This is a genomic window from Frankia sp. CgJB1 (assembly GCF_977947065.1).
Window position 1 is genome coordinate 1 of the sequence record NZ_CDWTNB010000116.1, and the last position, 13,014, is coordinate 13,014.

At 72.9% G+C, this 13,014-nt stretch carries 11 protein-coding genes and 3 pseudogenes; 3 read left to right on the forward strand and 11 right to left on the reverse strand.

Going from position 1 to position 13,014, the window contains the following annotated elements:
• Positions 1 to 922, reverse strand: a 922-nt coding sequence (locus AC08OT_RS13795) for a polyprenyl synthetase family protein (RefSeq protein WP_476602886.1), incomplete at its 3' end; no start/stop codon positions are given.
• Positions 923 to 973: 51 nt separating this feature from the next.
• Between AC08OT_RS13795 and AC08OT_RS13800 the strand changes: the two genes are divergently transcribed.
• Both AC08OT_RS13800 and metF read left to right on the forward strand, forming a co-directional pair.
• Complete coding sequence (locus AC08OT_RS13800; RefSeq protein WP_476591774.1) at positions 974 to 1,786, forward strand: DUF4097 family beta strand repeat-containing protein; 813 nt, start codon at positions 974 to 976, stop codon at positions 1,784 to 1,786.
• 136 nt (positions 1,787 to 1,922) lie between these two features.
• Positions 1,923 to 2,819 carry a methylenetetrahydrofolate reductase [NAD(P)H] gene (gene metF, locus AC08OT_RS13805; protein ID WP_476591775.1) on the forward strand — a complete coding sequence of 299 codons (897 nt, stop codon included), beginning with the start codon at positions 1,923 to 1,925 and terminating at the stop codon, positions 2,817 to 2,819.
• A gap of 104 nt (positions 2,820 to 2,923) precedes the next feature.
• Here metF and AC08OT_RS13810 read toward each other — a convergent pair whose 3' ends face one another.
• Entirely contained in the window at positions 2,924 to 3,172 is a 249-nt protein-coding gene (locus AC08OT_RS13810; protein ID WP_462185985.1) for a hypothetical protein, read from the reverse strand.
• Between the two features lie 335 nt (positions 3,173 to 3,507).
• On the opposite strand from AC08OT_RS13810, the gene AC08OT_RS13815 reads away from it, so the two are divergent.
• Entirely contained in the window at positions 3,508 to 4,173 is a 666-nt protein-coding gene (locus tag AC08OT_RS13815; RefSeq protein WP_476591776.1) for a CDP-alcohol phosphatidyltransferase family protein, read from the forward strand.
• Here the strand turns inward: AC08OT_RS13815 and AC08OT_RS13820 are convergent.
• The 9 genes and pseudogenes from AC08OT_RS13820 to AC08OT_RS13860 form a co-directional block, all read right to left on the reverse strand.
• A pseudogene (locus tag AC08OT_RS13820) lies at positions 4,096 to 5,583 on the reverse strand (phytoene desaturase family protein). The gene AC08OT_RS13815 and the pseudogene AC08OT_RS13820 sit on opposite strands and share 78 nt — an antisense overlap.
• 138 nt (positions 5,584 to 5,721) lie before the next feature.
• Positions 5,722 to 6,570, reverse strand: a complete 849-nt coding sequence (locus AC08OT_RS13825; RefSeq protein WP_476591777.1) for a glycosyltransferase family 2 protein — start codon at positions 6,568 to 6,570, stop codon at positions 5,722 to 5,724.
• Positions 6,571 to 6,596: 26 nt separating this feature from the next.
• Positions 6,597 to 6,923 (reverse strand): annotated as a pseudogene (locus tag AC08OT_RS13830) (glycosyl transferase); the annotation flags it as partial.
• Complete coding sequence (gene cruF / locus AC08OT_RS13835) at positions 6,920 to 7,753, reverse strand: bisanhydrobacterioruberin hydratase CruF (RefSeq protein WP_476591778.1); 834 nt, start codon at positions 7,751 to 7,753, stop codon at positions 6,920 to 6,922. The pseudogene AC08OT_RS13830 and the gene cruF, both read right to left, overlap by 4 nt.
• Entirely contained in the window at positions 7,750 to 8,373 is a 624-nt protein-coding gene (locus AC08OT_RS13840; RefSeq protein WP_476591779.1) for a GNAT family N-acetyltransferase, read from the reverse strand. The genes cruF and AC08OT_RS13840 overlap by 4 nt, the downstream gene beginning before the upstream one ends.
• A gap of 206 nt (positions 8,374 to 8,579) precedes the next feature.
• Complete coding sequence (locus tag AC08OT_RS13845) at positions 8,580 to 9,464, reverse strand: FAD-dependent oxidoreductase (protein WP_476602887.1); 885 nt, start codon at positions 9,462 to 9,464, stop codon at positions 8,580 to 8,582.
• The gene (locus AC08OT_RS13850) at positions 9,425 to 11,149 is read right to left on the reverse strand and encodes an FAD-dependent oxidoreductase (protein ID WP_476591781.1); all 1,725 of its coding nucleotides are present in this window, start codon (positions 11,147 to 11,149) and stop codon (positions 9,425 to 9,427) included. The genes AC08OT_RS13845 and AC08OT_RS13850 overlap by 40 nt, the downstream gene beginning before the upstream one ends.
• A gap of 184 nt (positions 11,150 to 11,333) precedes the next feature.
• Positions 11,334 to 12,077, reverse strand: coding sequence for a spheroidene monooxygenase (locus tag AC08OT_RS13855; RefSeq protein WP_476595119.1), 744 nt, complete (start codon positions 12,075 to 12,077; stop codon positions 11,334 to 11,336).
• A pseudogene (locus AC08OT_RS13860) lies at positions 12,074 to 13,014 on the reverse strand (SARP family transcriptional regulator); the annotation flags it as partial. The pseudogene AC08OT_RS13860 and the gene AC08OT_RS13855, both read right to left, overlap by 4 nt.

The window sequence follows — 13,014 nt, forward strand, 5'->3', positions numbered from 1 at the left end:
GGGCGGCGCGAGCCGCGGGGTTCTCGGCGCGCCGGACCGGCGGGGAGACCAGAGCGCGCAGCCGGGCCGCCGCGGCCGGCTGCGCGCGGGTCAGCGCGAGCGCCAGCAGGCCGGTGGGCCGCCCGTCACGCAGATCCTCCCCGGTGGGTTTTCCCGTCACCGCCGGATCGCCGAACACGCCCAGGAGGTCGTCGCGGAGTTGGAACGCCTCGCCGAGCGGCAGGCCGAACGCCGCGTAGGCCGCCAACAGGTCCGGCGGCGCGCCTGCGAGCAGACCGCCGAGCTGCAGGGGACGGACCACCGTGTAACCGGCGGTCTTGTACCGGGCGATGCGGACCGCCCGCCCGGGACCGAGGCCGCCGTGCGGACCGGCCTCGGCCTGGCCGACGAGGTCGAGGTACTGCCCCGCCATCAGCTCGCTGCGCATCCGCCCGTAGGTGGGCCAGGCCCGGGCCAGCGCCTCGGGTGGCATCCCGCTGGCCGCGAGCAGTTCGTCGGCCCAGGCCAGGAACAGATCGCCGAGCAGGATCGCGGCCGAGCGGCCGAAGTCGGCGGGATCACCCCGCCAGCCGGCGGTCCGGTGGACCCGGGAGAAGCGCCGGTGCGCGGCCGGCCGGCCGCGCCGCGTGTCGGAGGCGTCCATGACGTCGTCGTGGACCAGCGCGCAGGCGTGCAGCAGCTCGAGGGCGGCGGCGGCGGTCACGATCTTGTCGCCGTCCGGGCCGTCCGCCCCTCGCCACCCCCAATAGCAGAAGGCGGAACGCAACCGCTTGCCCTCCGCCAGCAGGAATTCGGTGGCGATGCGGACGAACGGGATCAGATCGTCGTCGATTCCGCACAGGAGCGCTCCGCGCGAACCGGTGAAGCGCCGCAACACGGCGGAGACCCGCCGGCGCACATCCACCGTCGTGCGGTCTGGCACCGTCGTGTGGCCGGGGATCGGCGGGCGCCCGGGGTACCGTGCGGTGTGCCCGTGTTCGACACCGCCGTCGTCGTGGTCGCCGTTCTGCTGGTTGCCGCCGCACTGGGCGGATTGACCCTGTTGCGGCTGCCACCCGCGGAGCTGACTCACACTGTCGACGGTATCGACGCCGTGGAGGTCCTGGTGGCCGCCGGCCGCGTCGAGATCTCCGGGCGGGACCGCGAGGACGTGCACGTCGCGCTGACCGTGCGGCGCCGTCCCGGCCGGTCCGTGCCCGCGATCACGAGGGCCGGGACCACGCTGCGGATCGACGGCCGGGCCAGCGATGTGCGGGCCAGGCTGACCGTGCCGCCACGGGTCCGGGTGCGGGCTGAGGTGCTCGCCGGCGAAATCACGCTGTGGGGGGTCGGCGGTGAACTGTCCTTGGTCACCCGCGATGGCACCATCGCCGGGCGGGAGCTCGCGCGCGGTCCGGTCGCCGCGCGCAGCCGGGACGGCGACGTCAGCCTGCACTTCAGCGAGCCGCCGGACGGCGTGCGGGCGCAGAGTGAGACGGGCATGGTCACCGTCATGCTGCCCGAGGGCGAGTACGGGGTGGAGGTGGAGACCGCTGATCCCGGGGCGGCCGACGTGGAGCTGACCCCGTCGGCGCACGCGGCACGCCAAGTGGTGGCGCGCAGCGTGTCCGGGCGGGTGCGGGTCGGTCTCGCCGCGTCGCTGGGACCCTTGTCCATCGGACGTCCCTTGTCCATCGGACGTCTTTTGTCTGTCTGCCGTCTATGTGGGCTGTCCCAGCTGGTCCCGCCCAACGAGCCCGTTCCAGCCGGGTTGCCCACCCATGTTGGTGGATTCGACGGATCATGACCCTCGTGGGATCACGCTGGGGATTCGTGGGATCACGCCGGGAAAATGTTGCTGCCCGCTGTCGGGGCCTGATCGGTTGTGTTTCCGACCGGGGGTCCGTCCTCGATCGTGGCCACGCCCGGTCTACCCTCGTGCCATGGCGGCGGTCCGGAGTCTGAGCACGCAACCCACGACGATGGGCGAGTACCTCGCCACCGGTCGTGCCTCCTTCTCCTTCGAGTTCTTCCCGCCGAAGACGCCGGACGGCGAGCGGCAGTTGTGGACGGCCCTGCGCCAGATCGAGGCGCTGCATCCCTCGTTCGTCTCGGTGACGTACGGGGCGGGCGGGTCGACGCGCGACGGCACGATCCGGGTGACCGAGCGGATCGCCACCGAGACCACCCTCACGCCGATCGCCCATCTCACTGCGGTCAACCACTCCGTCGCCGAGCTGCGCCGGGTCATCGGCAACTACGCCGGCGTCGGGGTGCGCAACGTCCTGGCCCTGCGAGGCGACCCGCCAGGGGATCCGCAGGGCACCTGGACCGCCCATCCCGCGGGCCTGCAGTACGCGGACGAACTCGTACGCCTGGTGAGGTCGGTCAGCGACTTCTGCGTCGGCGTAGCCGCCTTCCCCGACAAGCACCCACGATCGGTCGACTTCGACAGCGACGCGCGCTACCTGGTGGGCAAATTCGACGCCGGCGCGGACTACGCCATCACCCAGTTCTTCTTCGGCGCTGACGACTATTTCCGTCTCGTCGACCGGGTCCGCCGGCTGGGCTGCGACAAGCCGATCATTCCTGGAATCATGCCGGTGACGAACGTCGCGCAGATCGTCCGGATGGCGCAGCTGTCCGGTGCGGCCTTCCCGCCGGCGCTGGCCTCCCGGTTGCAGGCCGTCGCCGACGACCCGGCGGCCGTGCGGGCGATCGGGGTCGAGGTGGCGACCGAGTTGTCCCGTCGCCTGCTGGACGGCGGTGCCCCGGGCCTGCATTTCATCACCCTCAACCGCTCCAGCGCCACGCGGGAGATCTACCAGGCGGTCCGGTAACCGGCCGCGGTCCGCGGAGTGGCCGGTCCGCGGGGTGGCCTGGTGGCGCATGGTGGGTGGGCCGCTCGCCCGGCCCACCCGCGCTCATGCCGCCGGGCCGGCACTCAGTCGTGCTCGTCGTAGGCGTCGAAGACGCACAGCAGCCATTCGTCGCGGAGCGAATGCTCCCGGACCAGCGCGAACCCGGCCTGGTTGGCGGCGTCCACCACCGCCGTCACCAGGCTGAGATCAAGGGTGTTGAAGACCGGGGTGATCCGTACCGCAAGGATCACCTGGTCGCGATGGGCGGAGAAGACCGCCCGCGGGTCGAGGTCCTCAAGGGTCTCCACCACGCCGCCTACCTGTTCGGACACGTCACTCCCGCCACGTCTGGGTGGCACCGCTGTTCTCTCGTGACACCGCTGTTCCTCCGACACCGCGTCTCCCGACCTCGGGCCGGTCCGGTGACCGATCGGCGCCTTCGGTTTCGGTCGCCGGCCGGACGCAGGGTGCCGGTACGGCTCGCGGTAGGGGACGACGAGACTCTATGTCCCAGCATGTCCCAGCGCGAGACGGCGTACCGGACGGATCCTGGCGTACCGGACGCGGCGCTGGCCGTACCGGGTGGAACGGGATGGCTGACGGGCACGATGGCCGACAGGCACGATGGATGACGTGAGCACCCCGGTACCCGGTCGGGACACCTACCTTGCCCAATAGGTCGACCTTGCACGGCGGCTACGACCTGGCGCGCGGGCTATGGCTCGTTCGTGCCTGGTTGACGGTGGTCTACTGGGTGGTCAGGCCGCTTACCGCCCTCGCGATTCCCCCGGCCGTGGCTGGTGGCCGGTGGCCGCTGCTGGGGGCTCTGGTGATCGTGCTCAGTGGCCTGGCCGACAACCTCGACGGAGCGGTGGCGATCTTCACCCGGCGCACGAGCGCCTGGGGATATGTCCTGGACTCCGTCGTGGACCGCTGCGGTGACCTGGCCTACCTGCTGGCCCTGTGGTGTCTCGGCGCACCCGGCGGCCTTGTGATCGCGGCAGGCAGCATGCTGGGACTGCTGGAGTACACCCGGGCCCGGGCCGGCAACGCCGGCTTCGACGAGATCGGCGTGGTGACCGTCGGGGAGCGGCCGGCCCGGATCATCATCGCCGCGGTTGGCTCGTTCGGAGCGGGTCTGGTGCCCGGCCTCGCGAACCTCGCCGCGAGTATCGCGACGACCGCGACGCTGGCGGTGTGCGCCGTCGGCTTCTTTCAGCTCACGGCCACGGTCCACGCGACCCTGGCAGCCGGGTCAGGCCGGGCCGATGAGGCCGGCGACGATGCCGGCGGAGAGCACGACGAGCGGCAGCCCACCGCCGGGATGGGTTGATCCGCCGACGAGAAACAGGCCGGGCACCCGGGATGTGTTCGGAGGCCGCAGGAAGGCCGCCCGCACGCCGTTCGAGGATCCACCGTAGATGGATCCGCCCACCGTCCCGGTGCGCCGTTCCAGATCCGCCGGGGTAATGGTCTCGTATCAGCGTAACCGGGGGCGGACGTCCAACCCGCGGGCGGCGAGCACGTCGAGGATGCGCCGGGCGTAGCCGTCGACGAGCCCGGGACGGTCCCAGTCCAGGGTGCCTGCGCCGTCGTGGCCGCCTGCGCCTCGGTGCGGGGGCGCGTTCACCAGGACGAACCACGCCTCGCAGCCCGGCGGCGCGCAGGCCGGGTCGGCGGGCGCGGCAAGGTAGATGGTGGGATCGGCCGCCAGCCGGCCCGCGAAGACGGCATCGAATTCAGCGTCGTAGTCGGCGGGGAAGGTGACCGTGTGATGCCCCAGCCCGGGCGTGCGACCCGTCAGGGCCAGCAGCAGCACGAAGCCGGACATCGACGGCACCGTCCGCCGCAGCCGCCGGCGGCCGGCCCGATCGTTCACCAGCCGGCCGTAGAGCGCTGCCGCGTCGGCGTTCGCGACGACGACGTCCGCGGGCAGCCGGGTACCGTCGGCGAGGCGGACCCCGTCGACCCGCCCGCCGGGGGTCCGGGTCACCGTCAGCACCGGCGCGTCGAGCAGGATCCGGACGCCGCGTTCCTCGGCGCGGCGGGTGAGCGCATCCCCGAGGCGGCGCAGGCCGCCCGCGACGTACCAGCCCCCGAAGCGCCGTTCCGCGTGGACTACCGACACCAGAGCGGCGGGGGCGTGCCGGGGATCGGATCCAGAGTAGGTGGCATAGCGGTCCAGGATCATCCGCAGCCGGGGATCACGCAGGTAGCGCAAGCCTAGCCGGCGCAGGCTCCGGCCGGGAGCGATCGCGGCGATGTCACCGGGTGAGGACCAGGCGAGCCGGACCAGCCCGGTCGCCGACACGGGACTGGACAGGAACGGTCCTTCGGCGGCGTCGAAGACCCGGCAGGCCCGGTCGGTGAGCCGCCGCCAGTCCTCGCCCGACCCGGGGGCGATCCGATCGTCCAGTTCGGCCACGAACGCGTCGTCGTCGGCATGTGCGGCGAGCGTCGTGCCGTCGGCGAACCGGTAGGACGCGATCGGGTCCAGTCGACGCAGCTCCACCTCACCGCGCAACGGCCCGCCGGTCGCGGTGAACAGGTCCTCGAACACGCCGGGCATGGTCAGCAGGGACGGGCCGGTGTCGAAGCCGAACCCGTCGCGCTCGTACCAGCCGAGCTTGCCTCCGGTCCGCGACGACTGCTCGCAGACCGTCACGTCATGCCCGGTGGCGGCGAGCCGGGCCGCGGCTGCCAGCCTGCCCACACCGGCGCCGATCACCACAACACGGGCCATGCGACGACTGTACGAGCTGCTCCTTCCCGGTTATCCACGAGGAAGGAAACGGGCATCGAAGCCTCGAGAAGGAGAAGGAAGCCGCCGGAAGGACGACAAGGGAAGCCTCTGGCGGGGTGAGGAAGGGCGGACCAGCGGTCAGGGGCAGCGGGTAACCGGTCGTCCCTTCCACCGGGCGGTACCCCGCCGACGACGCCACCACGACACCGCCGTCAGGTAGCCCAACAGGCTCACGGAAGCCGGATGAGCGGCGGCGTCAGGCCAGCTCCGGCTGCCCGTGCGGCGGGCGGCGAGCACCCGGCCGGCGACCCCGGCGAGGTACCCGACCGCGCCCGGGCCCGAGCCACCCAGTGCCGCCACCGCCGGCACGACGAACAGCCAGGCCAGCACGCCGATCTGCCCGGCGCTGCCGAGCGTGCTTCCACCGGCGACGGCCAGCGACTTCGCGTAGCCGTCCCGCAGCTGTGACCATCCGGAGTACATCCGATTGACCGCGAGGTCGGTGCCGTCCGCGACCACTCCCCGCCCGCCGGCACGCTTGAGCCTCCGCAGCAGGGCGACATCCTCGATGACCTGGTCCCGGACGCCCTCGTGGCCGCCGGCCCGGCGGTAGGCCGCCACGTCCACGGCCAGCAGCTGTCCGCCCGCCGCGGAAAGCGATGGCCGGGTGGAGCGTTCGGCCAGCCGCAGCGGCAGCAGCGCCAGCCACGACCACTGGAGCAGGGGTTGGATCAGCCGTTCGGCGACACCGGCCGCCTCCTGGCGCGGGTAGGGCGAGACGAGGTCGAGGCCGGCGTCCCGCAGGAGGAGAACGGTTCGCGCGACGCCGTCGGGGGCCACCGTGACGTCGGCGTCGGCGTCGACGAAGACGAGGACCGTGCCCGTGGCCGCCGCCGCGGCCCGGGCGCAGGCGTGCGGTTTGCCGAGCCAGCCGGCGGGGGCGCCGCACCGCGCAGCGCGACGATCCGGTCGTCCCTCGCCGCCCACCGAGCGAGGATCTCCCCGGTGCCGTCGGTGGAACCGTCGTCGTAGACGAGGATCTCGAGGTCGGGCACCCACTGCGAGCCGAGCAGGGCCGACAGGCAACGCGGCAGGCTCCCGGCCTCGTCGCGGACGGGTAGCACGACCGTCACCCGTTCGCGTACCGGCCGGGCCGGCGGTGGGACGCGTAGCAGCCGCGCGTTCACCGCCGTGTGCACGGCGATGGCGCTGGACGCCACCGCGGCGGACCGTACCGCACCCGACCAGCATCGGCCGGCGAGCCACCGGGCCGGGGATCCCGGTACCGTCCGTCCCGTCCGGTGCCTCGTCCCGCGCCCCGTCCGCCACGGCGCCGTCATCGTGGTGGGGAGCCCGCCGGGACCGGGCGGTCCCCGGCCCGGGCACGGTCCCGGGCACGGGGCCCGGCCCGGGCCGCCGCGACGAGCGCCGCCCCCATCGCGATCCCGCCGGCCACGGCTACACCGGGACGGTCGAAGAAGGTGAGGTTCGCCAGCGTTGAGGAGACGTAGGCCCACAGGAGAAGGGCGAGCGGAGCGCGATCGTCGCGTGCCGTGCTCCCGGCCCGGTCCGGAAGCGCCGTCAACGCCGCGGTCATGGCGATCGCGACGGCCACCCATCCGGCGGTGTTGGTGAGCGGGATTCCGTTGAGCGCCGGGCCGCCGCCGAGCCACCGCCAGTACCCCGCGGTGACCATCTGCGGGTCGATGAAGAGATCCCAGGCCGCGAGGACGAGCGCGGCCAGCACGACGGTGCGCGCCCGGCCGCGGTGGTGGTGACGGGTCAGGACATATGCCGGGTAGGTCATCATCGCCCAGGCCATCGGCACCACGACCGGGACGCCGTACAGGCGGGTGCCCAGGGCGGAGCCGTAGGCGTAGCGGCCGAAAGGCCAGCCGGTGTGCACGCCCACGGTCTCCACGAGCAGCCCGCCGCCGACGGTCACGGCGAGGAACCCGGCGGTCCACGCTCGGCCACAGGTGAGCAGGGCGTGGCTCACCGAGGAGGCGAAGAACAGCACGATCGAGGCGATGGCGAGCGCCGCCCCAGCGGATCCGGTGACCAACGGACAGGGGAGCTGCACCGCCACGGTGGCCGCCGCGAAGATCCACGGCATCGCGGTGAGCCGTGCCGGCCGCGCCGATCCGGTGAAGAGCGCGCCGACGGTCATCGTACCGGTGCGTGCCGGTCGGCTCCTTCGGCGGAGGCGCCGTCGGGACAGGCGGGGGAGCGTCCGTGGAGCTCCTTGCCGAGCACGGCGTAGGGGGTGAGGGTCCCGGGGAACTGGAAGTCGGACAACAACGGGACGAATCCCTCATGGTCGTACAACCGGCGTGCCGGACGACCCGGGGGTTCGAGGGCGGACAGCGCGGCCGTGCGTTGCGGGGCCCCGCGCAGCAGCTCCCGCAGTATGGTGCGCCCGATCGCTCGGCCCTGGTAGGCGGGCAGGACGTGCAGCTCCACGATCTCGAGGCAGTCGTCGAGCCAGTACGCGGCCGAGTCCGGCGGGAGCGCGTCGGCGACGACGTCGTGCCACCACTGGCCGACCCGGCCGGGCAGTGCGTAGGTGATCCCGACGAGTTCGTCGTCGGGTGTGACGGCCGCCACGGCGCGAAGGTCCCGCCGCTCGAAGTGCCGGCGCGCATGGGCGGCCCGGTCCCGGGCGGCCCGCGGCGGGTCAGGCTCATGATGATCGAGGAAGGCGGCCTTGTAGACCGCGATGACATCGTCGAGCCGGGTGCGCATCCGGCTCGGGGACCAGCGGACCACCCTCACGCCCACGTCGGTCACCGGCGTCGCCTCCTGTCCGCGCCCGGATCGCCGACCTGGCCCCACGGGTCGGGTCCGGCGAGCCAGGAGGCTGGGGCGCACCATCACGTCGCTCGACGATAACCCGCCGCTCGCCGGCACTGCTCGGCGATGGGAATTACTGCTACGTAACGTCATTCCACTGATGTGGAGGGTGCTACCTCCGGATGGGTGGGAGACCCGCCCGATCACCGGCCATGGCGAGCGCGGCGCAGCGCGGCGTGCCGGCGAGGAGGTCGGCCACCAGCATGGCCACCGGCCGGGGCCTGCACGGTGCCACCCGCGTTCGTCCCTGCCGCCACGATCACCCGGCCGCCGTGGTCTGCCACGGCCTCGACAAGGGGGATGCCGTCCGGGGTCGCCGGGCGCTCGCAGACGCGGACGTCGAGCATCTCCACGGTGCCGTCAGGCCGGCGCAGCGTCGGGAACAGGCCGGCGACCGCCTGCTCGAAAACCGCGCGTAGGCGGGCGACGCCGCTGTCCGCGACCGCCCGCACGGCGGTGCCCAGATACCCGAATCCGCCGCTGACATGGATCCTGGCACCATCGGCGGACAGCGTCACATTGATCACACCGAGGGGATCTCCGGCGTGGACCTTCACCGGCCGTCGCAGACCCGGGTTCGGCAGGGTCAGTGAGAGGCCGAGCAGATGCGCGACGGCACCGGCGCCGGGCCAGGCGGCGCCCAGCAGCCGCTGCAGATCGCGGCCGGCCACGGTCACCACGGCCCAGCCGGTACGCAGGGTCGAGCCGTCCGCGAGATGCAACCGGACCCCGTTCCCGGCTCCGTTCCCGGCTCCGTTCCCGGCTCCGTTCCCGGTTTCGTGCCCGGCCTTGTTCCCGTTGCCGTCGAGGCTCCGGTCGATGCCGGTCTCGATGCGTTCCACCCGGGTGCCGGCGCGCACCTCGACGCCCGCGGCCCGCAGCCGGTCGATGAGCACCGTGGCCAGATCGTGGATGTTGACCGCGTAGCCGTCCACCTCGACCGCCCCGGCCACCTCCCGGGCGCCGCCGGGCAGCGGGACCGAGCAGCCTAGCGTGGGCCAGCCGCGAACCAGATCCGCCCGGGACAACCGAACGATCCGCCCCCCGCGGCCCGCTGCAGCTGCTCGCCCGCGGCGAGGTCGCCCGGACCGAGATAGATCCGCGGGAGGCGGGCGTCCCAGCGCAACCCGCACCCGGTACCGAGCCCGTCCCTGCCGTCGGCGAGCGCGAAAAGATGCTCCCACCCGCGCAACCCCAGCCGGTTCAGGGCGATCACCAGGTCCCGGGCCACCGCGTGCAGCCCGGGATGGTCGGCGCACTGCTCGAAGGCGCTGGCCCAGGCCCTCTCCGGCTCCGACAGCGACTCCGGGTCCCGTAGCCGCCAGCCGCCGTGCGTCGGATCGCGGTCGAGAATACCCACGCGGCTCGCGTCCGCCTGCGGCAGCGTCTCGGTCGCCGATAGGTGCCGGCCGTTCGTCCCCGCGAACGTCGTGCCCTGGGCGGCAGGGTCCGCCCGGTCGGCCGGCGCGGCGTCGAGGACCCGGACGGGGTGGCCCCGCAGCCGCAGCACGAGCGCGATCGTGAGTCCGACGATCCCGCCGCCGACGACCACCACGTCGTGCTTGTCGACGGCGGAACCGTCAGGGGCCGGGTCCTCGCCGACCCCGCGGCCGGTGCCCCGCGGATCGCCCCGACGATCGGCCAGGTCATGACGATCGCCCTTCGGGCCGTTCCCGGCGAGGTCGTGCCCGGTGAGGTCGTCCAGGTCGGCCCGCCCGACTACCGCGAGGAACGCCTGATCGAGATCGTCGCTGCAGGCGGGACTGTGCATCGCTACGGAGCAGAGAGTGAATCCGCGCCGCAGCTCCCCGCCGTCCTCGGCGATCCGCCCCGCGGGCAGCCCGCGGACCGGGCCGAGGAACCGGGGGGCGTTGTCGATCACGACCTTCAGGTCACGGCGGTCGTAGGCGTCGACCAGCGCCCGGTCGGTGAAGACGTCCGGTTCGCTGACTGACACGAGTCGGCGGCCGGTGAACGCCTTGACGTGCCGTATGTCGATCATGCCGGCGGACATCCGGGACCCGCCGTGCACGAGGGGCGCGGCGATGCTGATCAGATCGGCGGCGTCGAAGACGTCCTCGACGGTGCGGGCGACGTGGATCCGGTCGACCGGCAGTCGGTGCTTCGCCGCCCAGAGCGCGGCCGTCGCCGGCTTCGCCGCGAGCGAGGGAGCGTGTACGGCCAGATGCCAGCCGCGTGCGGCGCCCTCCCGGGCGACCCTCCTGTTGATGTTTCCGGCGCCGACGAGGCCGAGCACGCCCGGCCGGTCGGTGCGCGTGGCGGCCCCAGCCGGCTCCGCGCCGGATGCGTCGCCGAGCGGGTCGAACAGCCGGTCGACGATGAACCGGGCGACGTGCCGGGCGTTGACCTCGGGGGTGTTGCACACCTCGATCCGGTGGCGCGCCGCAGCGGCCAGGTCGACGGCGGCGAGGGAGGTGCCCCGGCGGACCAGCAGCAGGCGTCGGTCCCGGCCGGTCTCCGCCGGGTCCGTGCGGACCGCGGTGGCCCACTGTTCGAGTGCCGGTCCATCCACCGCGTTCATCCCGACGACGAGGGTGTGCGGCCGCAGTTCGACCAAGGCGTCGGCTAGGCCCGTCGGCTGGGTGGCCAGCTCCGGGCGTAGCCGGGCGGCGTCGTGCCGAGTGACGAGCCGCGCGACCCGTTCGCTCACTGGTGTCGCGATCAGAACCCGACGGCGGGGGGCTGCGTCCAAGGCGCCTGCTCACGGGGTGCCTGCTCGCGGGGTATCGACATGCGGCTTGCTTCACCTGGTTCGTAGGAAGGTGCGGGGCGTAGGAAGGTGCGGGCGGCCCCTTCACGGTGGCGGGTGCCGTTCAACGGGGCGTCAAAGCAGGCCGTGTCCCCGCCCGGATACGGCGGGGGTCGTGGACGGATCTTCAACGCGGCGTCAACGTCGGCTCGGGGCTGACCTGCAGGAGAGGATCCCGCCCGCCCAGCGTCCCCCGCGAGCCGAGCACCGCGAACCGCGCGAACAGTTCCTCGCTGTACCAGCCGACCAGCGGTGTGCGCCGGACGACCTCGCTGTGCGCGGGGCGGCTGTAGGCGAACCTGCGCAGCGACGCCGCGTCCTGCCAGAGGCTGAACGTTCCCTGTAAGCCGATCGGCGCCTCCCCGATGCCAGCCGCGAAGATCAGACCCTCGGCCTCGGCCAGGTCGACCGCCACTGCCGGCACCGCTCGGCGGAAGGTGAGCGTGTGCCGCAGGGTGACGCGGACCCGGGTGATCACCGCGACCGCCGCGGGGGCGCTCGCGGGAGACGGAACGTTCGACGCTGCCGGGTTGCCGAAGGGCTCCTGCCGTGACCACCGCCCACGTGACGACAGCGGGTGAAGGTCGATCCGCCAGCGTTCCTCGGCCAGTGATGACCATGCCCGCACCGACGCGGATCGTTCGAAGGAACGGGCCGCCGACGGGGAGGACCAGACGGCGACCATCGCCCACTGGCACGGATCGGCGTCCCGCAGGGTGAAACTGCTCGCCGAACCGGTGCCCAGCAGTTTTGCGAAGGTCAGTCCCGGTGTGTGCCGCAGGGTGGTACGGTTGGTGGCCATCCGCGCCAGGGCGTAACCGATCCGTCGTCGGGGCACCCGCCAGAAGTCGACGGTGACGAGCGTGCTCATCGCCGCACCGACGACAGGCGCAGCAGGCTGTCACGGACGGCCCCGGCGCCGTCGTTGTCGCGCAGGGGTACCACCCGGCACCGCCCGGTTCCAGCCAGTACATGCCGACCGTCGCCCGTCACCTCCGCGAGCAGGCCGTCCGGACCGCCGCGGCCCAGCAGCGCGACGAGGTCGGGGGAGGAGACGTACACCGCCCCGTCGAGGCGCACGAACTCGGCCTGTACCTCGAGATGGGCCGCGTCCGACGGGGAGACGCGCAGCGGCACCCGCAGGTAGTCGTCCAAGGCGGTGCTCCCTTCCAGACTCCAGAGCCGTTCGAAGTGCTGTTCGACGAACTGGACCAGGGTGGAGGAGATGGCCGCCTCGTGCTGGGCCGCGGCGGCCGAGGAGTACCCGACGGGGAACGTCGAGACCAGCGCCCCGGTGTCCCAGCGGTGATACGTCGTCAGGGGCTGTTCGGTGTAGAGGCGGACCGCGAGCCGGGGGCGCAGGACGGGAGCGAGCCGATCTCGCAGTGCCTCGAGGACCAGCAGGTTCGAGTGGATCATGCCCGGTACGTCGACGCTGCGCAGGAGGTCGGCGGCTCGTCCGGCCACGGCCGGGGAGTCCGGGTCGAGTAGGAGTACCTGAATGATCGCTCCGGCGTCGACCGCCGCGAGCACCGCGTCGGCGAAGGCGGTCCGGTGCTCGGGGGTAGCCAGATCCGTCCAGGTGTTGAGTAACCGGACGCTGCGCCGGGACGAGGCGATCCGGGCGATGAAGTACGCCGGGTCGAACGTGCTGAGCAGCCGCCCGCTGGTGAACTGGGTGGGCTCGGCCGTGACCGGTGCGCTCAGCCGTTCCTCGGCGGCCGGCAGTTCGGGGGAGCCCCGCTGACGCAGGAGCGTGATGCCCTGCTGCCAGGATCGCCGCGCCGCTGGATGGTCGTCCATCTGGG